At 60.8% G+C, this 23,380-nt stretch carries 22 protein-coding genes; 9 read left to right on the top strand and 13 right to left on the bottom strand.

The genetic code is table 11. From position 1 onward, the window contains the following. Positions 1 to 96: 96 nt before the first annotated feature. Positions 97 to 774 carry a 6-phosphogluconate phosphatase gene (gene yieH, locus CYR32_RS10855; protein WP_101824419.1) on the top strand — a complete coding sequence of 226 codons (678 nt, stop codon included), beginning with the start codon at positions 97 to 99 and terminating at the stop codon, positions 772 to 774. A 9-nt stretch (positions 775 to 783) separates the two neighbouring features. Here yieH and CYR32_RS10850 read toward each other — a convergent pair whose 3' ends face one another. Then, on the bottom strand, positions 784 to 2,658 hold the full coding sequence (locus CYR32_RS10850) for a bifunctional sugar phosphate isomerase/epimerase/4-hydroxyphenylpyruvate dioxygenase family protein (RefSeq protein ID WP_101824418.1): 1,875 nt from the start codon (positions 2,656 to 2,658) through the stop codon (positions 784 to 786). Positions 2,659 to 2,921: 263 nt separating this feature from the next. Between CYR32_RS10850 and CYR32_RS10845 the strand changes: the two genes are divergently transcribed. Continuing rightward, on the top strand, positions 2,922 to 3,551 hold the full coding sequence (locus tag CYR32_RS10845) for a TetR/AcrR family transcriptional regulator (RefSeq protein ID WP_241523805.1): 630 nt from the start codon (positions 2,922 to 2,924) through the stop codon (positions 3,549 to 3,551). Positions 3,552 to 3,578: 27 nt separating this feature from the next. Here CYR32_RS10845 and phoU read toward each other — a convergent pair whose 3' ends face one another. The 5 genes from phoU to pstS all read right to left on the bottom strand — a co-directional run bounded on the left by phoU (position 3,579) and on the right by pstS (position 8,171). Further along, complete coding sequence (gene phoU, locus CYR32_RS10840; RefSeq protein ID WP_101824416.1) at positions 3,579 to 4,313, bottom strand: phosphate signaling complex protein PhoU; 735 nt, start codon at positions 4,311 to 4,313, stop codon at positions 3,579 to 3,581. A 54-nt stretch (positions 4,314 to 4,367) separates the two neighbouring features. Further along, the gene (gene pstB, locus CYR32_RS10835) at positions 4,368 to 5,144 is read right to left on the bottom strand and encodes a phosphate ABC transporter ATP-binding protein PstB (RefSeq protein ID WP_101824493.1); all 777 of its coding nucleotides are present in this window, start codon (positions 5,142 to 5,144) and stop codon (positions 4,368 to 4,370) included. A gap of 60 nt (positions 5,145 to 5,204) precedes the next feature. Beyond that, positions 5,205 to 6,092, bottom strand: coding sequence for a phosphate ABC transporter permease PstA (gene pstA / locus CYR32_RS10830; protein WP_101824415.1), 888 nt, complete (start codon positions 6,090 to 6,092; stop codon positions 5,205 to 5,207). A 1-nt stretch (position 6,093) separates the two neighbouring features. After that, a complete protein-coding gene (gene pstC, locus CYR32_RS10825) occupies positions 6,094 to 7,050 on the bottom strand; it encodes a phosphate ABC transporter permease PstC (RefSeq protein ID WP_101824414.1) in 957 nt (318 codons plus the stop codon). Between the two features lie 80 nt (positions 7,051 to 7,130). Beyond that, positions 7,131 to 8,171, bottom strand: a complete 1,041-nt coding sequence (pstS, locus tag CYR32_RS10820) for a phosphate ABC transporter substrate-binding protein PstS (protein WP_101824413.1) — start codon at positions 8,169 to 8,171, stop codon at positions 7,131 to 7,133. Between the two features lie 516 nt (positions 8,172 to 8,687). Here pstS and CYR32_RS10815 point away from each other — a divergent pair. From CYR32_RS10815 to CYR32_RS10795, 5 genes are all read left to right on the top strand, one after another. After that, positions 8,688 to 11,078 (top strand): DMSO/selenate family reductase complex A subunit, encoded by a 2,391-nt coding sequence (locus tag CYR32_RS10815; protein ID WP_101824412.1) that lies wholly within the window; start codon positions 8,688 to 8,690, stop codon positions 11,076 to 11,078. Beyond that, positions 11,075 to 11,704, top strand: a complete 630-nt coding sequence (locus CYR32_RS10810; protein WP_101824411.1) for a DMSO/selenate family reductase complex B subunit — start codon at positions 11,075 to 11,077, stop codon at positions 11,702 to 11,704. Before CYR32_RS10815 ends, CYR32_RS10810 begins: the two co-directional genes overlap by 4 nt. After that, positions 11,697 to 12,557, top strand: a complete 861-nt coding sequence (locus tag CYR32_RS10805) for a DmsC/YnfH family molybdoenzyme membrane anchor subunit (RefSeq protein WP_101824410.1) — start codon at positions 11,697 to 11,699, stop codon at positions 12,555 to 12,557. The genes CYR32_RS10810 and CYR32_RS10805 overlap by 8 nt, the downstream gene beginning before the upstream one ends. 301 nt (positions 12,558 to 12,858) lie before the next feature. Further along, positions 12,859 to 13,437: a DUF362 domain-containing protein gene (locus tag CYR32_RS10800; RefSeq protein WP_165698224.1), complete on the top strand. Its 579-nt coding sequence runs from the start codon at positions 12,859 to 12,861 to the stop codon at positions 13,435 to 13,437. An 11-nt stretch (positions 13,438 to 13,448) separates the two neighbouring features. Next, complete coding sequence (locus CYR32_RS10795; protein ID WP_165698223.1) at positions 13,449 to 14,039, top strand: molecular chaperone TorD family protein; 591 nt, start codon at positions 13,449 to 13,451, stop codon at positions 14,037 to 14,039. 39 nt (positions 14,040 to 14,078) lie between these two features. Here the strand turns inward: CYR32_RS10795 and CYR32_RS10790 are convergent, their stop codons facing one another. After that, positions 14,079 to 14,477 (bottom strand): RidA family protein, encoded by a 399-nt coding sequence (locus CYR32_RS10790; RefSeq protein WP_101824407.1) that lies wholly within the window; start codon positions 14,475 to 14,477, stop codon positions 14,079 to 14,081. A 139-nt stretch (positions 14,478 to 14,616) separates the two neighbouring features. Here CYR32_RS10790 and CYR32_RS10785 point away from each other — a divergent pair, with 139 nt between their 5' ends. Then, complete coding sequence (locus tag CYR32_RS10785) at positions 14,617 to 15,204, top strand: TetR/AcrR family transcriptional regulator (protein WP_101824406.1); 588 nt, start codon at positions 14,617 to 14,619, stop codon at positions 15,202 to 15,204. A gap of 16 nt (positions 15,205 to 15,220) precedes the next feature. On the opposite strand, the gene CYR32_RS10780 is transcribed toward CYR32_RS10785, so the two are convergent. Both CYR32_RS10780 and CYR32_RS10775 read right to left on the bottom strand, forming a co-directional pair. Next, positions 15,221 to 15,763, bottom strand: coding sequence for a carboxymuconolactone decarboxylase family protein (locus CYR32_RS10780; protein ID WP_101824405.1), 543 nt, complete (start codon positions 15,761 to 15,763; stop codon positions 15,221 to 15,223). A gap of 29 nt (positions 15,764 to 15,792) precedes the next feature. Further along, positions 15,793 to 16,596, bottom strand: coding sequence for an SDR family NAD(P)-dependent oxidoreductase (locus CYR32_RS10775; protein ID WP_101824404.1), 804 nt, complete (start codon positions 16,594 to 16,596; stop codon positions 15,793 to 15,795). 191 nt (positions 16,597 to 16,787) lie between these two features. Here CYR32_RS10775 and CYR32_RS10770 point away from each other — a divergent pair, with 191 nt between their 5' ends. Then, positions 16,788 to 17,741, top strand: coding sequence for a GlxA family transcriptional regulator (locus tag CYR32_RS10770; RefSeq protein WP_101824403.1), 954 nt, complete (start codon positions 16,788 to 16,790; stop codon positions 17,739 to 17,741). Between the two features lie 69 nt (positions 17,742 to 17,810). Here CYR32_RS10770 and glmS read toward each other — a convergent pair whose 3' ends face one another. The 4 genes from glmS to atpD form a co-directional block, all read right to left on the bottom strand. After that, positions 17,811 to 19,640, bottom strand: coding sequence for a glutamine--fructose-6-phosphate transaminase (isomerizing) (gene glmS / locus CYR32_RS10765; RefSeq protein ID WP_101824402.1), 1,830 nt, complete (start codon positions 19,638 to 19,640; stop codon positions 17,811 to 17,813). Positions 19,641 to 19,846: 206 nt separating this feature from the next. Continuing rightward, positions 19,847 to 21,217, bottom strand: a complete 1,371-nt coding sequence (gene glmU / locus CYR32_RS10760) for a bifunctional UDP-N-acetylglucosamine diphosphorylase/glucosamine-1-phosphate N-acetyltransferase GlmU (protein WP_101824401.1) — start codon at positions 21,215 to 21,217, stop codon at positions 19,847 to 19,849. Positions 21,218 to 21,523: 306 nt separating this feature from the next. After that, positions 21,524 to 21,946, bottom strand: coding sequence for a F0F1 ATP synthase subunit epsilon (locus tag CYR32_RS10755; RefSeq protein ID WP_101815816.1), 423 nt, complete (start codon positions 21,944 to 21,946; stop codon positions 21,524 to 21,526). A 20-nt stretch (positions 21,947 to 21,966) separates the two neighbouring features. After that, positions 21,967 to 23,349: a F0F1 ATP synthase subunit beta gene (atpD, locus tag CYR32_RS10750; RefSeq protein WP_101824400.1), complete on the bottom strand. Its 1,383-nt coding sequence runs from the start codon at positions 23,347 to 23,349 to the stop codon at positions 21,967 to 21,969. Between the last annotated feature and the right edge of the window lie 31 nt (positions 23,350 to 23,380).

Genomic DNA, 23,380 nt, shown 5'->3' with positions numbered 1-23,380 from the left:
AAGCGGCACTGAACCCTTTTTTATTGTCATTACGGCGGCGAACGGAATAATGGTGTGATTCACCCCGCCAGACCGGCAGGGAAAAAGGAGAACGGAATGCGTGATACCGGGTGTGTCTTTTTTGATTGTGACGGGACGCTGGTAGACAGCGAAGTGTTGTGCAGCCGCGGCTATGTGCAGATGTTCGCGCATTACGGCATCACCCTGACCCTGGAAGAGGTGTTTAAGAAATACAAAGGGGTGAAGCTTTACGACATCATTGAGCAGGTCGGGCGGCAGTATCCTTTACACGCCCCGGTCGCGGAGATGGAGGCGCGTTACCGGCAGGAGGTAGCGCGGCTGTTTGATCAGGAGCTGGTGGCGATTGAAGGCGCGCGCGAGCTGCTGGCGCAGATTGAGGTGCCGGTGTGCGTGGTGTCTAACGGGCCGGTCAGCAAGATGCAGCACTCTCTCGGCCTCACCGGGTTACTGCCGTTCTTTACCGACGGTGACCGCCACCGGCTGTTCAGCGGCTATGATGTGCAGCGCTGGAAGCCGGACCCGGCCCTGTTGCACCATGCGGCGCGTGAGATGGATGTGCCGATGGCGCGCTGCATTCTGGTAGAGGACTCCGTGGCCGGTGCGCAGGCCGGGATCGCGGCAGGCATCCCGGTATTCTACTACTGTGCCGACCCGCATAACCCGGTGATTGACCACCCACTGGTGACGCCGTTCCGCGATATGCGCGCCCTGCCCGGCCTGTGGCGTGAGCAGGGCTACCGCCTGACGCGCTGAGCCGCGCCGCTACGGCTGCTGCTGCATCGTCAGCCGTACCCCGGCGTTGGCTTCGCCGTAACCGGCGTAACCGCCGCGCCGCTCCAGCAGCTCGAAGAAGAAGCGCCCGTCGGCCACGGGCTGGGTGTAAGCGTGCAGCAGCTCGCCGCCCTGCCCGTCCCGGTCATAAAGCAGGTGGTGCGCCGCCAGCTCATCAAGAAATGCCTGCTCCAGCCCGAAGCGGGCGGCCAGATCCTGATAGTAGTTCTCCGGCACCGGCAACAGCCCCATCCCCCGCTCACGGGCGGCGCGCACGGCGCTGAAAATATCCCGGGTGGCGAAGGCGGCGTGTTGCAGCCCCGCCCCGTGGTAACGCTGCACCGCACGGGCGATCAGCGTCTCGCGGCTCTGGGAGATATTCAGCGGCAGCCGCACCCGGTTTTCCGGGCTGTGGGCCAGTTGGCTGCGCACAATGCCGAACGGGTCATTCATCTCCTGCATACTTTCCAGTTCAAAACCCAGCACGCTGCGCAGGAACATTACCCAGTTCTGGCGCATCCCTTCCGGGATAGCGATTGCCAGATGATCGATGCCTTGCCAGCTGTCAGAAGGCGGCGGCGCATCATACAGGTGGAAATCCTGTGACCAGCCCGCCTGCCCGCCCTGCTCAATCAGGTAGATCAGGCCGCCGTCCGGCAGGCAGACCGCCGGGATCGGCCGCTCATTCGGGCCGGCCTGCGGCGGATAAATGGCATAGCCGAATGCCTGCGCCCGTTGCAGCAGGCGCGGCGCGCCCCCGACCTTCAGCGCCAGCGCACACATCGAGAGGCCGTGGCGTTCATGGTAAGCCGCGGCGGCGCTGTCCGGCTCACGGTTGACGATCAGGTTAACCGCGCCGTTCTGGTACAGCGACACCGCTTTGGTGCGGTGGTCACCCCGGTGCGCCAGCCCGAGCTGTTGCAGCCCCGCGTCCAGTAGAGGGGCGTCGTCCGCCCCGGCGCTGAATTCGATAAAGTCGACGCCGTGGTAATGCGGCAGCGCAGCGGAGGCAAACAGCCCTTCCGGGATGTCAGGGGCGTTGGCCTGCGCCAGGGCCTGCCGGGTCTGCTCCTCCAGATAGAGCAACGAGCGGTAGCCGTCCTGCGCGGTGGGCGTGGCCGGTTCTGCGCGGAAAGTATCGTTGAAAATCTCCAGTGACCACGGCCCGCGGTAGCCCTTTTGCGTTAATTGCGTGGCGAATTTCACCAGCGGCAGTTCGCCCTGGCCGGGGAAACAGCGGAAGTGGCGGCTCCACTCCAGCGTGTTCATCTGCATCATCGGCGCATCGGCCAGTTGCAGGAAGGTGATCTTCTCCAGCGGGATCGCATCCAGCCCGTCCAGCGTGTCGCCCAGCGCCAGCACATGGAAGCTGTCGAGCACGATGCCCATCGCCGGGCTGTCTACCTCGCGTACGCGATCCCACGCCTGCCGGTAATGGTTGACGTGCGCGCCCCAGGCCAGTGCCTCATAGCCGACACGCATCCCGTGCTGCTCCGCCAGCGCGGCGAGGCGCGCCAGATCGGCGATTTGCACGTCGCGCTCCGCGCTGCTCTGTGGCGAGACATGGCTGCACACCAGCAGGGTGTCACAGCCGAGCTGCTCCATCAGGCCGAACTTCAGGCGTGCGCGCGCCAGGTGGGTCTCCAGCTGATCGCGCGGGTTCCCCTCAAAATTGCGGAACGGCTGGAACAGCGTAATCGCCAGCCCCAGGTCATCGCAGCGCTGGCGGATCTCCGCCGGTGAGCCGGGATAGCAGAGCAGATCATTTTCAAAGATTTCGACGCCATCAAACCCGGCGGCGGCGATCGCGGTTAATTTTTCCGGCAACGACCCCGAAACCGAGACCGTAGCGATAGAACGTTGCATCATTTTCCCCTTGTCAGTCAGGCTAATCGGACAACAAAACCGGCTGGCCGGGCTCAGGGGAAGGCCGCAAAAACTGCGGGGACCGGCAGCATATCTGTTAAGTTTTGAACCACAGGGTTCATTTCGTCAAGGCGGGGCGGCGTAACAGTCCGTTTCAATCGCGCCCGGTTGCGCAATTGTATCGCCGGGGCAGAGTCGCTACTCTTTCGGTTATGCGTTATTCCCCTGCTGTAAGTAAGGAGCCTGTTCTGAGCAGCCAAGAGATGCCGTCCGCCGGGCGGAAAAACGATCCGGTCGGGTTGAGAAAACGGATTTTTGACAGCGCGCTGGCGGAGTTTGCCGAGTCAGGCCTGAACGGCGCGCGCATGGAGAAGATTGCCGAACACGCTGACACCACCAAGCGCATGGTGGTGTACCACTTCAAGAATAAAGAGGCGCTCTATATCAGCGTGCTGGAGCACGTCTACAGCCAGATCCGCCGGCATGAGGTGAGCCTGAACCTGGCGGCGCTGCCGCCCGCCGAGGCGCTGGTCAAACTGGTGGAAGCCACCTTTAACTTCCATGTGCAGAATGCCGACTTCATCCGGGTGATCTGCATGGAGAACATGATGCGCGGGCGCTATATCCGCCAGTCAACGCAGATCAAGACGCTGAACCGCAGCGCGCTCACGGTGCTGGAGGATATTTTAAGCCGCGGCAAACAGGGCGGGCTGTTCCGGGCGGATGTGGCCGCGCGCGATGTGCACCGGCTGATCAGCAGCATGAGTTTCCATCAGGCTGCCAACCAGTACACCTTCGACACGCTGTTTGAAGGGAATTCCCAGGACGAGAACTACATCGCCCACTTCCGCCAGATGGCGGTGCAGGTGACGCTGCGTTTTGTCACGCTGTAGTGCCCGCCCCGGGCAGGGCTGCCGTGGTCAGGCCGACGGCGCGTTGTCTTTGTCACCGGCCAGCAGCACATCCAGCGCGTCGCCGCCGAGGTGGCGGAAATCCTGCCCTTTCACGAAGTAGAAGATAAATTCGCAGATGTTCTGGCAGCGGTCGCCGATCCGCTCAATTGAGCGGGCGCAGAACAGCGCGGTCAGCACGCTGGGAATGGTGCGGGAATCTTCCATCATGTAGGTCATCAGCTGGCGCACAATGCCCTCGTACTCCTGATCGACCTTTTTGTCTTCGCGGTAGATCCGCACCGCTTCGTCCAGGTCCATCCGCGCGAAGGCGTCCAGCACGTCGTGCAGCATCTGCACCGTGTGGCGGCCCAGCGACTCCAGGCTCACCAGCAGCGGCTGGTGCTGGTGGGAGAACTTCTCCAGCGCCGTGCGGCAGATCTTGTCTGCCACATCGCCGATGCGTTCCAGCTCCGAGATGGTCTTGATGATCGCCATCACCAGCCGCAAATCGCTGGCGGTGGGCTGGCGCTTGGCGATGATGCGCACGCAGGCCTCATCGATCGCCACTTCCATCATGTTGACCTTGCGGTCGCCCTCAATCACCTGGGTGGCGAGGTCGGCGTCCTGATTGTGCATGGCGGTGATGGCGTCGGTGAGTTGTTGCTCCACCAGCCCGCCCATGGTTAATACCTGGGTACGGATATGCTCCAGCTCGGCGTTGAACTGACCGGAGATGTGTTTGTTTAAATTCAGATTGTCCATGTGCTTATCCTGTTGGCGCTGTCAGGCGGATGCGTTGCCGTACCCACGGCGGGATCAACCGTAACGGCCGGTAATGTAATCTTCGGTCTGTTTCTGGGCCGGGGAGGTAAACAGGGTATCAGTATCGCTGAACTCAATCAGTTCACCCAGATACATAAACGCCGTGTGATCGGAGCAGCGTGCCGCCTGCTGCATATTGTGCGTGACGATCACCACGGTGTAATCCTGTTTCAGCTCCGTGATCAGCTCCTCGATTTTCCCGGTGGAGATCGGGTCAAGGGCGGAGCAGGGCTCATCCAGCAGCAGCACTTCCGGGCGGATGGCGATGCCGCGCGCGATGCAGAGACGCTGCTGCTGGCCGCCGGAGAGGCTGTAGCCGCTCTGGTGCAGTTTGTCTTTGGACTCAGTCCACAGCGCGGCTTTGGTCAGCGCCCACTGCACGCGCTCATCCATCTCCGCGCGGGAGAGGTTCTCAAACAGCTTTACGCCGAAAGCGATGTTGTCATAGATCGACATCGGGAACGGCGTCGGCTTCTGGAACACCATGCCGACTTTGGCGCGCAGCAGGGCGATGTCCTGTTTGTCGGTCAGGATATTTTCGCCGTCGAGCAGAATATCCCCTTTGGCCACCTGCTCCGGGTAGAGCTGGTACATTTTGTTAAACGTGCGCAGCAGGGTCGATTTGCCGCAGCCCGACGGGCCGATAAAGGCGGTCACCTTGTTTTTGGCGATATCCAGCGAGATATTTTTCAGCGCGTGGAATTTGCCGTAATAGAAGTTGAGGTCGCGGACCTGGATTTTGCTCGCTGCTACGTCAGTTGCCATACTCATCACTCTGTCTCTCGGTTTGCCGGCGCGGACGTCATCCCCGCCGGGCGATACGGTGGCCAATCAATGTTTCTTTTTGGCGAAAATGATGCGCGCCACGATGTTCAGCAGCAGGACGCACAAGGTAATCAGCAGCACACCGGCCCACGCCAGCTGTTGCCACTCCGCGAACGGGCTCATCGCAAATTTAAAGATGGTTACCGGCAGGTTGGCGATCGGCTGCAGCAGGTCGGTGCTCCAGAACTGGTTGGAGAGCGACGTAAACAGCAGCGGTGCGGTCTCCCCGGCGATGCGGGCAATCGCCAGCAGCACCCCGGTGATAATCCCGGACACCGACGCCTTCAGCGTAATCGCGGAGATCATTTTCCATTTCGGCGTGCCCAGGGCGTAAGCTGCTTCACGCAGGCTGTCCGGCACCAGTTTCAGCATGTTTTCAGTGGTGCGGATCACAATCGGGATCTGCAACAGCCCCAGCGCCATCACGCCCGCCCAGCCGGAGAAGTGGCCCATCTGCGCCACCACCAGCGTGTAGACAAACAGCCCCACCACAATCGACGGCGCAGAGAGCAGGATGTCGTTGATGAAACGGATCACCTCCGCCAGCCAGGATTTGCGGCCATACTCCGCCAGGTAGATGCCGGCCATAATGCCGAGCGGCGTGCCCACCAGCGTCGCCCAGAGGATCAGCATCCCGCTGCCGACAATGGCGTTGAGCAGGCCGCCGCCGGCGGTGTTCGGCGGCGGGGTCATCTCGGTGAACAGCGCCAGCGACATGCCGTCGAACCCTTTCATCAGGGTGGTCAGCAGGATCCAGCAGAGCCAGAACAGGCCGAAGGCCATGGTCGCCATCGACAGGCAGAGCGCCAGGCGGTTTTTCTGACGCCGCCAGGCCTGTTTTTTGCGGCGCGATTCACGCAGCGCCGCGGTTTGTTGCATGTCCATCGTCGTCATCTCAGCGGCCCTCATTCTTCGCCAGGCGCATCACCATCAGTTTCGACAGTGCCAGGACGATAAAGGTAATCACGAACAGAATCAGGCCCAGCTCCATCAGCGCGGAGGTGTGCACGCCCGATTCCGCTTCCGCGAATTCGTTGGCCAGTGCGGAGGTGATGCTGTTGCCCGGCATGTAGAGCGAGGCGCTGTCGAGCTGGTAGGTGTTGCCGATAATAAAGGTCACCGCCATGGTTTCGCCCAGTGCGCGCCCCAGCCCCAGCATCACGCCGCCGATCACGCCGTTTTTGGTGTAGGGCAGCACGATGCGCCAGATCACCTCCCAGGTGGTGCAGCCGATGCCGTAGGCAGACTCTTTCATCATCACCGGCGTCTGTTCGAAGACGTCACGCATCACGGCCGCGATATAGGGGATGATCATGATGGCGAGGATCACCCCGGCCGCCAGGATGCCGATGCCGAACGCCGGGCCGGAGAACAGCTCACCCACAATCGGGATGCCGGAGAGCACATCGCCCACCGGCTGCTGGAAGTAGGTAGCGAACAGCGGAGCGAACACAAACAGCCCCCACATGCCGTACACGATGCTCGGGATCGCCGCCAGCAGCTCAATTGCCACGCCCAGCGGGCGCTTCAGCCAGTTCGGCGCCAGCTCAGTCAGGAACAGGGCAATGCCGAAACTCACCGGCACCGCGATAATCAGGGCGATCAGGGAGGTCACAATGGTGCCGTAGATCGGCACCAGCGCGCCGAACTGCTCGGCGGGGGCGTCCCACTCTTTCGTCCAGAGGAAGGCGAAACCAAACTTCTGCATACTGGGCCAGGAGGCCACGATCAGGGAGACGATGATGCCGCCCAGCAGCAATAGGGTAATCAGCGCCGCCAGTCTGACCAGCGCGCTGAAGAGATAATCACCGTGCTTGCCCGGTGGTTTGATAGCCGGCTTGTACTCAGCCATACGACGCTCTTCTCATTAACAATGCTGCCCGGCCGGGGCCGGGCTTGATAACCCGGCAATGCCGGGTCGCGACATGCGGATCAGAACAGGGATTTTCCGCTGCTGTCTTTGATGTTCTCTTTCCAGGAGGCGCGGATCTGCGTCACCACGGCGTCCGGCAGGGTCGCGTAATCCAGGTCGTTCGCCACCTGATTGCCGTTTTTGTACGCCCAGTCGAAGAATTTCAGCACTTCAGCGCCTTTACCGGCGTTCTGCTGGTTCTTATAGATCAGGATGAAGGTGGTGGAGGTGATCGGCCAGGCGTCACCGCCTTTCTGGTTGGTCAGATCCTGCGCGAAGGATTTGGTCCAGTCTGCGCCTTTCGCCGCGGCACTGAAGGCCTCTTCCGTCGGGCTGACGGCCTGACCGTCGGCGTTCACCAGCTTGGTGTAGGCCAGGTTGTTCTGTTTGGCATACGCGTATTCTACGTAGCCGATGGAGCCGGGCAGGCGCTGCACGAAGGCGGCGACGCCGTCGTTGCCTTTACCGCCCAGACCGGCCGGCCAGTTAACGGTGTTGCCCGCGCCCACTTTCTCTTTCCAGGCGGCGTTGACTTTCGCCAGGTAGCTGGTGAAGACGAAGGAGGTGCCGGAGCCGTCTGCGCGGCGTACCACGGCGATGTTCTGATCCGGCAGTTTTACGCCTGGGTTCAGCTTCGCGATGGCCGGGTCATTCCACTTTTTGATGTTGCCGAGGTAGATGTCGCCCAGGGTCTGGCCGTCGAGCGTCAGCTCACCCGATTTCACGCCCGGCAGGTTTACCGCCAGCACCACGCCGCCGATCACGGTCGGGAACTGGAACAGGCCGTTGCTGTTGAGCTTGTCTTCCGCCATCGGGGCGTCAGACGCGCCGAAGTCCACGGTTTTGGCGATGATCTGTTTCACGCCGCCGGAGGAGCCGATCCCCTGATAGTTGACCTGGTTGCCGGTCTCTTTCTGATAGCTGTCCGCCCATTTGGCATATACCGGTGCCGGGAACGTGCCGCCTGCGCCGGTCAGGCTGGCGGCGGCAAAAGCGGACATCGTGGTTAACGAAAAGGTGGCTGCCACAATACCGGCGACGGTGGTACGCATCAGTTTCATAATTTCTCCTGGGGGAAATGGCACTCCGGCTTAAGCCGTTTTTTGAGTATGTGAATTGCTGCTGATGGCAAAATAGGACAGTTTGGTGACAGTAAAATGTAGGTAATATGACAGTTTTATGACATGCCGGGCGCAGTGCGTCCTGCCCCTTAAAGGGCGGCATAAAGAGAGGGCGTATTACACGCTTCAGAGGCGTAACTGCGGAGAAAAATCATCAATTTACGCCATCTCACCAAAACTGGCGGGGCGAATTGATTTTTCACTTTTATTAAACAAATAAACGATAAAAGGGCCTGATTATCCCGGCCTCAGACATGGCAGCCTTTACTGAACGGCCCGGCTATATTATTCATCACATAAATATATAACCCTATAATATAAATATAAAATATTTCTCTCCGCTCCGACGCCGCTTTATTTCCCGCGATTCCCGGCTTACCGTCATTATATTGACGTTCATCATAGTGGGCGCCCACCTGCCTTTATAGGCTCTTTCCTTTTTTTTGGATAGAGCCTATGTCAACGCAAAACAGATCCGGCCCGTTGCCTCTGGGAGGGTTGCCGCTGAGCCGGCGGCAGTTCGTTCAGGCCGGCAGTGCCCTGATGGCGGTACCCTTTATCGCCGGGCGCAGCGTCTCGGCCCAGCCCGCTGATGCCACCTCCCCCGCCCCGGCCACGCCTGAGGCGCAGATTATCCCCACGTGCAGCACCTTTGACTGCGGCGGCAAATGTGACATCCGCGCCCATGTCGAGCAGGGTATGGTGACCCGCATCGCCACCCGGTCTGATGACGCCTTAGACCCGGAGATGCCGATCATGCGCGCCTGCGTACGCGGCCGCGGCTACCGGAAGTTCGTCTACCACCCTGACCGGCTGAAATACCCGATGAAGCGGGTCGGCAAGCGCGGCGAAGGCAAGTTTGAGCGCATCAGCTGGGACGAAGCCACCACGATGATCGCCGATAACTTAACACGCATTACCGCGAAATATGGCCCGGCGGCGCGTTTCGCCCACACCAACACCGCCGTGAGCGGCGGCGCATTCTCCGGCGACAAGATGCTGCGCCGCCTGTTTAACCTCACCGGCGGCTACCTGGAGCACTACCACTCCGTCAGCATGGGCAACACCGCCGCCGCCACGCCCTATACCTACGGCACCGCCGCCAGCGGCAGCACCCTCGACACCCTGGCCGATACCAAGCTGGTGATCCTCTGGGGCCATAACCCGAATGAAACCGTGTTCGGCCACACCAACCACTACTACCAGCAGATGAAAGCCAACGGCACGCGCTTTGTGGTGGTTGACCCGCGCTACTCCGACACGGCGGCCTCGCTGGCGGATGAGTGGATCCCGCTGCTGCCCACCACCGACAACGCCCTGATGGACGCGATGATGTACGTCATCATCAGCGAAAACCTGCACGACCGCGCATTCATTGACCGCTACACCCTCGGCTTTGATGAGGCCTCCATGCCTGAGGGCGTGCCGCCGAATGAGTCGCTGGTGGCCTACCTGTTTGGACTGAAAGATGGCATCGAAAAAACACCGCAATGGGCGGAAAAAATTACACGCGTCCCAGCGCAGACAATTCTTCAGCTTGCGCGCGACTACGCCACCACCAAACCCGCAGCCCTGATCCAGGGGTGGGGGCCGCAGCGCCATAACTGCGGCGAGCGCACCGCGCGCGGCTCCACCCTGCTGGCGTCGATCACCGGCAACGTAGGGGTGCGCGGCGGCTGGGCGGCCGGGTATGGCGGCATCGGTAACCGCAAATTCATGACCGGCCCGGAGAGCCTGGAAAACCCGGTGGCGGCGAAAATCTCCATCATGAACTGGGTACAGGCGGCGGATGACGCCTCAAAAATCACCCCGGAGATGGGGCTGAAAGGGGCCGACCGGCTGGAGAGCAACATCCGCATCCTCTTCTCGCTCGGCAGCAACTACCTGGCAAACCAGAACCCCGATCTGCTGCAGGCGGTGAGCGTGCTGGAAGATGAGTCGCGCATCGAGTTCATCGTTAACAGCGATCTCTACCTGACCCCCAGCGCGCGCTATGCCGACCTGCTGCTGCCGGAAACCAGCTTTATGGAGCGCTGGAATATCGGCGAAACCTGGGGCACCGGCAACTACATCATCCTGTCCGAGAAGCTGGTCGAGCCGGACTTTGAACGCCGCTCCGACTACGAGTGGCTGCGCGAAGTGGCGGCCAAACTCGGCGTGGAGCCGCAGTTCAGCGAAGGCCGCTCGGAAAAAGCGTGGATTGCGCATATCGTCGAGACCACCCGGCAGGCGATGCCGGAGGAGAACTTCCCGACCTTTGAGGAGCTGTGCGTCAAACGCCGCCACCTGTTCAAAGGCGCGCCGCATATCGCCTTTGAAAAAAACATTGAAGACCCGGCCAACAACCCGTTCCCGACGCCCTCCGGCAAAATCGAGCTGTTCTCAAAACGGCTGTATGAGATGCAGCACCCGGAAATCCCCGCGCTCTCCCACTATGTGCCTGCCCATGAGGGGCCGGAGGATGCGTTACGCCAGCGCTTCCCGTTGCAGCTGATCACCTGGAAAGGGAAAAACCGCGCCAACTCCACCCAGTACCCGAACCCGTGGATGCAGGAAGTGCAGGAGCAGGTGCTCTGGATCAACCCGCAGGATGCCCGCGAACGCGGCATTCAGCAGGGCGAAACCGTGCGCATCTTTAACGATCGCGGCGTGATGGCGATCCCGGCGCACCTGACTGCGCGCATTATGCCGGGCGTGGTGGCGCTTCAGGCCGGGGCCTGGTGGCTGCCGGATGAGAAGGGCGTGGATCGCGGCGGCTGCCCGAACGTGCTGACCTCCGCGCGCATTACCCCGCTGGCAAAAGGGAACTCCCACCAGACGTTGTTGGTTGAGGTAAACAAAGCATGAGCAGATTTCAGGAATTCCCCCCGGTCAGCGATCGGCAACTGGGGTTTTATATCGATTCTTCCCGCTGCTCCGGCTGCAAAGCGTGCCAGGTGGCCTGCAAAGATAAAAACAATCTGGAAGTCGGGCGGCGCTTCCGCCGGGTGTATGAGGTGCAGGGCGGCGGCTTTATCCCGACCGGCAACGGCGGCCTGCGTAATAACGTCTTCGCTTACACCCTGTCGATTTCATGCAACCACTGCAGCGACCCGGTCTGCACCAAAAACTGCCCCACCACCGCGATGCACAAACGCCCCGGTGACGGCATTGTCCGGGTCAATACCGATAAGTGCGTGGGCTGCGGCTACTGCGCCTGGTCCTGCCCCTACGGCGCACCCCAGCTCAACACCGAAACCGGGCAGATGTCCAAATGCGATTTCTGCATCGACCTGCAAGCCAGGGGGGAAATGCCGGTCTGTGTGGCGACCTGCCCGCTGGGTGCCATCAAGTTCGGCCCGATCGATGAACTGCGCGCCCGGTACGGCACGCTGTGTGACGTCAACGGCCTGCCTGACTCTGCGCTGACCCGGCCCAATCTGGTGGTGAAAGCGCATCAGGGCGCACAACAAGAGGTAAACAACGATGAATGAGTGGCCGTTACTGGTATTTACCCTGCTGGTGCAGGCGTCGGTGGGGATGGTGCTGATGGGCGCACTGGCGGGCGGCTGGCTGCGCCGGGTGCTCACGGCGGAGCAGCATTTTACGGCACTGCGCCCGCTGCTGCTGCTCGCGCCTGTGTTGGCCGCGCTCGGGCTGCTGGCGTCGGTGGCGCACCTCGGTTACCCGCTGAATGCGTTCCATGCGCTGCGCCATGTTGCCAGCTCCTGGCTGAGCCGGGAAATTCTGCTGGCGAGCCTCTATCTGGGCATTGTGGGGCTGGCCGCGCTGCTGGCACTGCTGACGCGCCGCGTCTCCCTGCTGTTGCTGCTGCTGGGCGGGCTGGTGGGGCTGGCAGATGTGGGCTGCATGGCCGGGATTTACATCAACAGCGCTGTGATCACCTGGATGCACCTCAATACTGCGGTGATGTTCTACGGCACCGTGATCAGCCTGGGCGTGATGCTGGGCGCGGCAGTATTGTGCCGGGGGCCGGTCAGCCCGGAGCTGATGCAGCGCCTGCTGCTGACCGCCCTGCTGGGCTGCATCGTGGCGGCGGCGGCCCACTGGCTGGTGACGCCCGGTTACCTGCGCTTTCTGGCGCAGGCCGGGGCGGCACAGCCGGTCATGCTGCCGTTTGATGCCGTCGCGGCATTCCTGCGCACGGCCCCGTTGCGGGTGGCCAGCGCCGCGCTGCTGATGGGGGCCATTGTGCTGCTGGTGCTGCTGCTCGGCCCGGCGCGCCAGCGCGTCGGCATGATACAACGCGGCGGGCTTCTGGCTGCGGCACTGCTGGTGTTGCTGGCACAGATCGGCAGCCGCTACGCTTTCTTCACCCTTCACTGATATGCGTATTTTGCCCTTTCCCTCTCCGCTGATGCCGCCCGGCATCAGCGGACGCTGTATCCGGACTAAAACCCAGCACGGCGGCTGTACCGCCTGCGGCACGGCCTGCCCGACCAATGGGATCACGTTTGCGGCGCGTCAGCCGGTGCTGGAGGCGGAAAAATGCCTGAAGTGTGGCGACTGTTTATTCACCTGCCCTGCCGATGCTATTGACTCCCTATCCCCAATAGAGAGGATTTACCAAGGTAACACCCTGTTCGGCCAGGGAAACCGGTTTGTGCCTTCGGTGAATGAATTACTGATGTGGCACGCGTTGCGTGGGATCCGGCAGGTCTCGCTGGATCATGGAAACACGGCCTGGCAGTCCGCCGTGGTGGCGTTGAACTGTGTGCTCAGCCGCATCGGTGAGCCGATCTGGCAGATCGTCCACCCCGATGGTGAACAGGTCGATCATCACCGCCGGCGCTGGCTCGGCCGGCCGTTTAATCACGATCGTTCCTCAGGCACCGTGCCTGCCGGGCAGCGGGCGGTGCGGGACGCGTTCCCCGGCATCAGCTGGTTTCAGGTGTCGCTCGATCCGGCTGCCTGTGTGCTGTGCGGAGCCTGTACCCGCCTCTGCCCGGAACAGGCAATCACGCTGACCGGTGACGATCTTCAGATCGACCCTGCCCGCTGCACCGGTTGCCTGGCCTGTGAGGGGGTCTGTTTTCCCCGGGCGGTCCATGTGAAACCCTGGGCCGCCCCTGCCCGGCTGCGCCGCTTGCCGGTGACGCGCTGCCACTGCCGGAACTGCCGTACCCCCTTTGTCAGTTTTTCCGCCGATGAAACCCTCTGCCCGCTCTGCCGCCGCCATACGCACGGTATGCGCGCCCTGACCTGATGAGATGCCTGATGACACCTGATTTCCTGATTCTTTCCCGGCAGGTAAACCTGCTGGGCTGCGGTTTCCGTTTTCCGCCTGCTTCCCCTGAGACAGAAAGCGTGCTAGCTTTTTTTGCGTTGCCTGCATGGGCAGAAAGCTGGCCCGGCGTCGCGGCCGCCGATCTTGCCCCGTTGGTGCCACAGCTTAGGTCACCGGATCGCGGGGCGATAACGATGGCGTGGCAGCGGCTGTTTGCCGGGCCGGGCGCGTACCCTGCGCCGCCGTGGGGATCGATCTATCTCGACCCGGATCAGGTGCTGCGCGGCGGTTCCACCGTGGCGTTAAGCCGCTTTCTGCAACGTGAAGGGCTGCATTTGCATACGGACTCGCCGGAGCCGCCCGATCATCTGGGACTGATGCTGTTTCAGGCTGCGGTACTGGCAGAGGAGAATCGGCAGGCAGCCTTGGCTGAACTGCTGGACGTGCACCTGCTGAGCTGGCTGCCGCTGTTCGTCCGCCGGCTGTCGCAGGGTGAAAGCGGCGGTTTCTACCCGGCGCTGGCGGAGCTGACGCTGATGACGGTACAGAACGCGGTTGCGGCCCTGAAAAAACCGGCCTGAGCGGTATCGAGGGCCGATCACCATTACCCCCACAGGGAATCAGGCTTTAGCGGGAAGCCGCGCGGTCACTTTGATCTCAAAATCAAACCCTGCCAGCCAGTTCACCCCGACGGCTGTCCAGGCGGGATAGGGTGGCTGCGGGAAGATCGCGTTTTTGACCGCCATGATGGTATCAAACTGCTTTTCAGGGTCAGTGTGGTAGGTCGTGACGTCCACAATATCGTCAAACGTGCAGCCTGCCGCTGCCAGTGTGGCGCTGAGGTTGTCAAATGCCAGCCTGACCTGGGCGGCAAACTCAGGTTCGGCTGTTCCATCGGCACGGCTGCCGACCTGCCCGGAGACAAACAGATGATCGCCCGAAATGATGGCCGCGGAATAACCGTGGGCGTCATAGAGGGCATGGCGATGAGCGGGAAATACGGCCTGGCGTGATGTCATGACATACACCTTCTTGGTAGTAATGCGGTAAGTGTGGATAAGCCGCGCATATTCATATACGCTTCGTATGCCAGTTAATTACAGATACGGGGCGTATGTCAATTCAAATACGCAGCGTATGTGAAAAAGAGGAGATCCTATGCGCCCTACCCGCCGTGCCGACACGATGGAACAGAACCGGAACCGGCTGATTTCGGCTGCCCGTAAAGCCTTTGCAGAGAAAGGGTTTGCCGCCTCCTCAATGGACGACCTGACCGCTGCCGCAGGCCTGACGCGGGGCGCGCTCTACCATAATTTCGGTGACAAGAAAGGGTTGCTGGCGGCCGTTATCGATCAGCTGGATACGGAAATGGTAAGCCGGGCAAAAGCGGCGGGCGCCGCTGCCGCAACCGACTGGGACCGGCTGCTCGCAGAGGGGCGCGCCTACATTGAGATGGCGCTGGACCCGGAAGTACAGCGGATTGTATTGCGGGATGGCCCGGCCTTTCTGGGCGATCCTTCGCAATGGCCGGGGCAGAATGCCTGTTTACAGGAGACGATCCTGGCGGTCAAAAAGATGCTGGCTGACCACAGCCTGAAGCCGGTGGATGCAGAAGCGGCCGCCAGGCTGATTAACGGTGCGGCCATGAACGCGGCCCTGTGGGTGGCGGCCAGTGAGGAGGCCTCCCTAACCCTGCCAAAAGCGCTGGCAGCGTTCGAACTGCTGCTTTCCGGCCTGCGCCGCTGAGCGCAGGCCGGAGAGGTCACAGGGCTTTGACCGCGGGGAAATCCACCTCGGTATCGTTGATACGGTTGAACATATTGGTGAACAGGATGGCCGTCACCGCCCCGACGGTTTCCACTACCTGCTGGTCAGTGAACCCCGCCGCTTTGAACGCCCCAACATGGTCCCCGGCTAAAGTGCCGCGTGTGGAAACCAAAATCTGCACGAACCTGACCAGCGCATCGATTTTGCTGTCCCCTTCAATGTACCCCTGGCGCAACTGAAGGGTTTGCGCTTCCGTGTAACCCGCCTTGCGGGCTAATGGCGTATGCGCGGCGAGGCAGTAATCACAGCCGCTCTCTTCACTGACAATCAGGTTAATGGCTTCACGTTCACGCGCGCTCAGGCTGCTTCTGGCCAGCGCTGCGTTAAGTTGCAGCGCCTGCGCCAGAATATCGGGGGCGTGGCTGCCGATAGCCAGATAAGCGTTGGGCACTTTGCCCATCGCGCTTTTAATGCTGCTGAAGAGTCCGGCGGTTTTGCCGCCGGCGTCGTCAGGGGTGATAACAGGCAAACGGTTCATGGTTGGGCCTCCAGTGGACAGGGGTTGGATCAGTTCGCAGACGACGCCTGATAGCGCGCGGCAGGGACGTTATGGGAGAAATCACCGATAACGGCCTGCCGGGCCTGTTCCCACGCCTTCAGCCGGGTCTCATCATGCAGGGAAGGAATGGTGATCAACTCCCCCTGCCGGAAGCCCGCCAGTGCGGCATCGACCATCTCCTGGGCGTTCATCACAATGCCGGGGTCGACCTTATCCAGTGACAGCCCGCCGTTTTCCCAGAAAGGTGTCGCCGTCGCCCCCGGCAGCACCGCCTGGATCTGGATGCCCTTCCCGGCCAGTTCGTGATGCAGCGACCGGCTGAAGGCCAGCACATAGGCTTTACTGGCGCCGTATACGCCGTTCAGCACCTCAGGGGCGATGCCGACAATCGACGCGATATTGATGATGGCCCCTCTCCCGCGCGCCACAAAACCCGGCACTGCGGCATAGGTCAGGCGGGTCAGGGCGGTGACGTTCAGCGCGATCATGGCTGTCATCTTGTCGATATCGCTGTCCACCAGCGCGGTGTGGGTGCCCATCCCGGCGTTGTTGACCAATAGGGTGATGCTGTTGTCTTCGCGTAATTTCGCTTCCACGATGGCCAGCCCGTGGGGATCGCTGAGATCGGCAGCCACGACTTCCACACTCCGCTCCGTGTCGGTGGTGATATGGCTGGCCAGTTGATTGAGCCGGTTGTGATCGCGGGCGACGATAATCAGGTCATAACCCATTTGTGCCAGTCTGGACGCATAAATCGCCCCCATGCCGGTGGATGCACCGGTAACAACTGCCGTACCTTTCACTGCACTCATCGTGTTCACCTCTTGACTCTCTGTATGGGATGAACCCAGATTACGGGATGCCGGATGACGAAAAATGACGCATAAGGGGGTCATTTAAGACATCCTGCCCCATCGTTTTGGGTGAGGGTGAAGAGCAGGGGGCCAACGCATCCGCGGTCAGGATGGGTTTAACGTTAACGTAACGCACACCGGATGTTGATATGCACAAGGTAGGACTTTTAATTGCCGATCAGTTCCAGTCACTGGCGCTGTCGACACTGAGCATTTTCGAGTTCGCGAATTTAGTCATCGCGGAGCCTTTCTATCAATGCACCGTTTACTCGGAGTCTGGCGGGCCGGTCTCCTCCTCCTATGGCATCAGTGTAGGGAGCGTGGCGCTGTCGGCGGAGGCAGAAGCGGATACCTGGCTGGTCGGCGGCGTACTGATGCCGGTGAAATGCCCGGCCACCGACGGCGTCATCCAGTTTCTCCAGACGTCAGCCCGGCGTGCGCGGCGGGTGGCGGGCATTTGTACCGGCGCGTTTGTCCTGGCACAGGCCGGGTTACTGGCCGAGCGGCGCGCCACCACGCACTGGGCCTATGCGCAGAGCATGAAAGCCCTGCATCCCACGGTCAAAACCGAAGATGACCGGATCTACATTATCGACGATCAAATCTGGACGTCCGCCGGTATGACAGCCGGGCTGGACATGGTGCTGGCGATGGTGGAAAAAGATCTGGGCGCAGAGGTTGCCAGGAGTGTGGCGCAACGGATGGTGATGAATCAGCGGCGGGCCGGTGGGCAGCGGCAACATTCAGAGCTGCTGGCGTACACCCCGCAAAGCGACCGTCTGCAGACGGCGCTGGCGTTCATCCGGAACAATCTCACCAAATCCCTGACCGTTGAGCATGTGGCGGATGCGGTTTACCTCAGTGCGAGGCAGCTCAACCGGCTATTTCTGGCGGAAACAGGAAAGTCACCCGCCCGGGCCATTGAAAGCATCCGGCTGGAAGCCGCCCGGCTGATGATTGAGAAAAGCCGCCTTTCGCTGGATGTGATTGCCCGTGAAGCCGGGTTCAGGGATCGCCGGCATATGCGCGATGTGTTTGTACGCGGCTACGGCATTCCGCCGCAGTCCCTGCGCACCGGGAAAAGAGAGAATATTGCCGGGTAAGCGGCAGCGATCTCTTTGCCCGGTTCCGGCCTGATGCAGCGCCGGAACCGGGTGTAAGAGGCGGGAGGATTACTCGACGGTGACCGATTTCGCCAGGTTGCGCGGCTGATCGACGTCGGTGCCTTTGATCAGGGCCACGTGGTAAGCCAGCAACTGCAACGGCACGGTGTAGAAGATCGGCGCGACAATCTCTTCCACATGCGGCAGCGGGATGATCTTCATGCCTTCACTGTCACTGAAACCGGCATCCTGATCGGCGAAGACGTAGAGCAGGCCGCCACGGGCGCGCACTTCCTCAATGTTGGATTTCAGCTTCTCCAGCAGTTCATTGTTCGGCGCGACCACAATCACCGGCATATCGGCATCAATCAGCGCCAGCGGGCCATGTTTCAGCTCACCGGCAGCATAGGCCTCCGCATGGATGTAGGAGATCTCTTTCAGCTTCAGCGCCCCTTCCATCGCGATCGGGTACTGATCGCCACGGCCCAGGAACAGCGCGTGATGCTTGTCAGAGAAGCCCTCGGCCAGCGGCTCGATCGACTTGTCCAGCGACAGCATCTGCTCAATACGGGCCGGCAACGCCTGCAGCGCATGGACAATCTCATGCTCGACGCTCTCGTCCATCCCTTTCAGGTGGCCCAGGCGCGCCACCAGCATCAGCAGTACGGTCAACTGCGTGGTGAAGGCTTTGGTCGAGGCGACGCCAATTTCGGTGCCCGCTTTGGTCATCAGCGCCAGGTCGGACTCACGCACCAGCGACGAGCCGGCCACGTTGCACACTGCCAGCGAACCGAGGTAGCCCAGCTCTTTGGAGAGGCGCAGGGCGGCCAGCGTATCGGCGGTTTCACCAGACTGGGAGAGGGTGATGATCAGGCTGCCGGGGCGCACCGCGGATTTGCGGTAACGGAATTCCGAGGCGATCTCGACATCACAGGGCACACCGGCCAGCGACTCAAACCAGTAACGCGCCACCATACCGGAGTGGTAAGAGGTACCGCAGGCGATGATCTGCACATGCTGCACGCGCGCCAGAATATCGTCAGCCTGCGGGCCCAGCTCGCTCAGATCAATCTGGCCGTGGCTGAAACGCCCGGCCAGGGTGTTTTTGATCGCCTGCGGCTGCTCGTAGATCTCTTTCTGCATGTAGTGGCGGTAGGCGCCTTTGTCACCGGCGTCGTACTGCACCTGAGATTCGATCTCCGGGCGTTCGGCCGGGTTGCCCTGTTTGTCAAAAATGGTGACGCTGCGGCGGGTCACTTCCACCACGTCGCCCTCTTCCAGGAACTGGAAGCGGCGGGTCACCGGCAGCAGGGCCAGCTGGTCAGAGGCGATGAAGTTTTCGCCCATGCCGCGGCCAATCACCAGCGGGCTGCCGGAGCGGGCGGCCACCAGCACGCCGGGGTTGCGGCTGTCCATCACCACCGTGCCGTAGGCACCGCGCAGTTGCGGGATCACCCGCTGTACTACCTCCAGCAGTGAACCGCCCTGTTGCAGCTCCCAGTGCACCAGATGCGCGATCACTTCGGTGTCGGTTTCTGATGCAAAGCGGTAACCGCGTTCGATCAGGATTTCACGCAGCGGCTCATGGTTCTCAATGATGCCGTTGTGTACCACGCTGACGTACTCAGAGACATGCGGGTGGGCGTTCGCCTCGGAAGGCTCGCCGTGCGTGGCCCAGCGGGTATGGGCGATGCCGGTCCCGCCGGTCAGCGGCTCAGCCTCAACCGCTTCCGCCAGTTTCTGCACTTTCCCCACCCGGCGCACACGCGCCATGTGGCCCTGGCTGTCCACCACCGCGAGGCCCGCGGAGTCATAACCGCGATACTCCAGACGACGCAACCCTTCGATCAGGATCTCAGCAATATCACGTTGCGCTACTGCGCCAACAATTCCACACATGGATGTTAATTCCTATTAAGGCCACTGAATGGCCTACGATGTCTTCGACCTGATATCCCGGTGTTTCCGGGGTCCCCGAGCCTTGTAGAGTGCGGGGTTATTATGTTTTGGCCTGTGCTCGCGGCAGAACACAGGCCAAAACATGATGGCAGGCGAAGGAATCAGGGGCGGGCCGCCCCCGACTCAGGGTACTCAGCGCTTTTTCATCAGCGCTTTTTTACAGGGCGTTGCCAGCCCGGTTTATGCTGCTGCGGTACGCGGCTGATCAGCAGGCCGTTGTCCGGTACGTCGCGGGTGACGGTCGTGCCTGCGGCGATGGTGACGTGGTTACCGACGCTGACCGGTGCCACCAGCTGGGTATCGGAACCGACAAACACATCATCCCCGATCACCGTTTTATGCTTGTTCGCGCCGTCGTAGTTGCAGGTGATGGTGCCCGCGCCGATATTGACGTTGCTGCCGATCTCGGCATCACCGAGGTAGGAGAGGTGGCCGGCTTTGGTGCCTTTCCCCAGGCGGGCTTTTTTCACTTCGACAAAGTTACCGACATGCACGCTCTCTGCCAGCTCACTGCCGGGGCGCAGCCGCGCAAACGGGCCAACGGTACAGGCAGCCGCCAGCGTGGCATCTTCAATGACTGTGTAGGGGCTGATGTCGCTGTCATCGCCGATTTCGCAGTTTTTCAGCACACAGCCCGCCGCGATCTTCACCCGGTTGCCGAGTTTGACCCGGCCTTCGATGATCACATTGGCGTCGATCACCACATCACGGCCATGCTCCAGGGTGCCGCGCAGGTCAAAACGTGCCGGGTCGAGCAGCATCACCCCGGCCAGCAGCAGCTTTTCAGCCTGTTCGGCCTGGTAGATACGCTCCAGGCGGGAGAGTTGCAGGCGGTTGTTGACGCCCTCAACCTCACTCAACCGCTCCGGGTGCACGGCGGCGATGGTATGGCCTTCCGCATGCGCCATCGCGATGATGTCCGTGATGTAGTATTCACCCTGCGCGTTGTTATTCGACAGGCGGCCCAGCCAGCGTTTGAGGTCGCCGCCGTTGGCCACCAGAATGCCGGTATTCACTTCCGTGATCGCGCGCTGTTCCGGGGTGGCATCTTTCTGCTCCACAATCCCGGTGACGTCGCCGCCTTCCCGCACGATGCGGCCATAGCCGGTCGGGTCATCCAGCTTCACCGTCAGCAGGCCGATGCCGCCCTCAGGTTTCGCGCTCAGCAGCTGTTGCAGCGTTTCCACCGAGATCAACGGCACGTCGCCGTACAGCATCAGGATATTTTCATCGTCCGCAAAATGCGGTGCAGCCTGCTGCATGGCGTGGCCGGTGCCGAGCTGTTCCGCCTGAAGCACCCAGTTCAGCGGTGCATGTGACAGGCGCTCCTTCAGCAGGTCACCGCCGTGCCCATATACCAGGTGCACCTGGGCGGCCCCCAGCTGGGTCGCGGCATCGATGACATGCTGAACCATGGGTTTACCCGCCAGAGGGTGCAGAACTTTTGGGAGGTCGGAATACATGCGCGTCCCCTTGCCGGCAGCAAGGATCACAACGCTCAATGAGCTGTTCGACATAAGCAATCTGATAGCCTTATTAGGAAGTGAAAAGTAAACCTGTTCGCTGAGCCAAATACTACATATTTTTCAGTGAAAATGCTGCGTAAGGCGCGCCGGGCAAGGCGTGCGCGCATTCTGCCCACGCCGTTGGATTCCAGCCTGAAGTGGCGGAAAAGATCGCGCTTTCAGGGGGAAATCCAGGGGATTACCTGTTGGGATCATAGCGTGCCGGTGCTTTTTTAAAGGCGAAAAAAAAGCGGCCCGCAGGCCGCTTTTCCAATGACGAGATGACGGTTCACCCCTGCTTGCGCAGGGAAGTCGCCATTACATCGCTTTTCTGGTCAATTCGATGACGCGCAGTTTCGCGATCGCTTTGGCCAGTTCAGCCGACGCCTGAGCATAGTCGACGTCACCGTGAGAGCTATGGATATGTTCTTCCGCCTTGCGCTTAGCTTCCAGCGCGCGAGCTTCGTCAAGATCCTGCCCACGAATGGCGGTGTCAGCCAGAACGGTTACCGCACTCGGCTGCACCTCAAGGATGCCGCCGGAGAGGTAGATATACTCTTCTTCACCGTGCTGTTTAACAATACGCACCATGCCAGGCTTAATGGCAGTGAGCAGCGGCGCATGGCCAGGGAAAATACCCAGCTCACCTTCGCTACCCGTCACCTGGATTTTTTGCACCAGACCGGAAAACATCCGTTTTTCAGCACTGACGACATCCAGATGGTAAGTCATTGCAGCCATGTCACCCTCCTCTCAAAGCGTTACAGTTTCTTGGCTTTTTCCACTGCTTCATCAATGGAGCCAACCATGTAGAACGCCTGCTCCGGCAGGTGGTCGTAATCACCGTCCATAATGCCTTTGAAGCCGCTGATGGTGTCTTTCAGGGAGACGTATTTGCCCGGTGCACCGGTGAATACTTCTGCCACGAAGAACGGCTGGGACAGGAAGCGCTGAATCTTACGGGAACGGGCAACAACCAGCTTGTCTTCTTCAGACAGCTCGTCCATACCCAGAATCGCGATGATGTCTTTCAGCTCCTGGTAACGTTGCAGCAGAGACTGCACGCCACGCGCCACATCATAGTGTTCCTGACCAACAACCAGCGGGTCCAGCTGACGGCTGGTGGAGTCGAGCGGGTCAACCGCCGGGTAGATACCCAGAGAAGCGATTTGACGGCTCAGTACCACGGTAGCATCCAGGTGGGCGAAGGTGGTCGCCGGAGACGGGTCAGTCAAGTCATCCGCAGGGACGTAAACGGCCTGTACGGAGGTGATAGAACCGGTCTTGGTCGAGGTGATACGCTCCTGCAGAACGCCCATCTCTTCCGCCAGGGTCGGCTGGTAACCTACTGCAGACGGCATACGGCCGAGCAGTGCGGATACTTCAGTACCGGCCAGGGTGTAACGGTAGATGTTGTCCACGAACAGCAGAACGTCACGGCCTTCGTCACGGAACTTCTCAGCCATGGTCAGGCCGGTCAGTGCCACGCGCAGACGGTTACCCGGCGGCTCGTTCATCTGGCCATACACCAGGGATACTTTGTCGATAACGTTGGAGTCGGTCATTTCGTGGTAGAAGTCGTTACCTTCACGGGTACGCTCGCCCACGCCTGCAAACACGGAGTAACCGGAGTGCTCGATCGCGATGTTACGGATCAGCTCCATCATGTTTACGGTTTTACCTACACCCGCACCACCGAACAGACCGACTTTACCGCCCTTAGCGAACGGACACATCAGGTCGATAACCTTGATGCCGGTTTCCAGCAGTTCCTGGGAGCTGGACAGCTCTTCGTAGCTTGGTGCCGCGCGGTGGATAGCCCAACGCTCTTCTTCACCAATGTCGCCTTTCATGTCGATGGGTTCACCCAATACGTTCATGATACGGCCCAGGGTAGCTTTACCTACCGGTACTTCGATCGGGTGTTCCAGGTTGAGAACGTTCAACCCACGGCGCAGGCCGTCGGAGGTACCCATTGCGATACAACGGACAACACCGCCACCCAGCTGTTGCTGAACTTCCAGCACCAGTTTGGACGCGCCGTTGTCAACCTCAAGTGCTTCGTACACGTTCGGTACGGCATCCTGAGGGAACTCGACGTCCACTACGGCGCCGATTACCTGGATAATCTTTCCAGTAGCCATCTTGAATCCTCTACGTAATTCGTAAACCTAG

Origin of the sequence: Chimaeribacter coloradensis (genome assembly GCF_002858715.1) — a bacterium.
In the GTDB taxonomy this organism is placed as follows: domain Bacteria; phylum Pseudomonadota; class Gammaproteobacteria; order Enterobacterales; family Enterobacteriaceae; genus Chimaeribacter; species Chimaeribacter coloradensis.
Note: the sequence above shows the minus strand (reverse complement) of the source record. Positions and strands in the feature narration are given on the sequence as shown.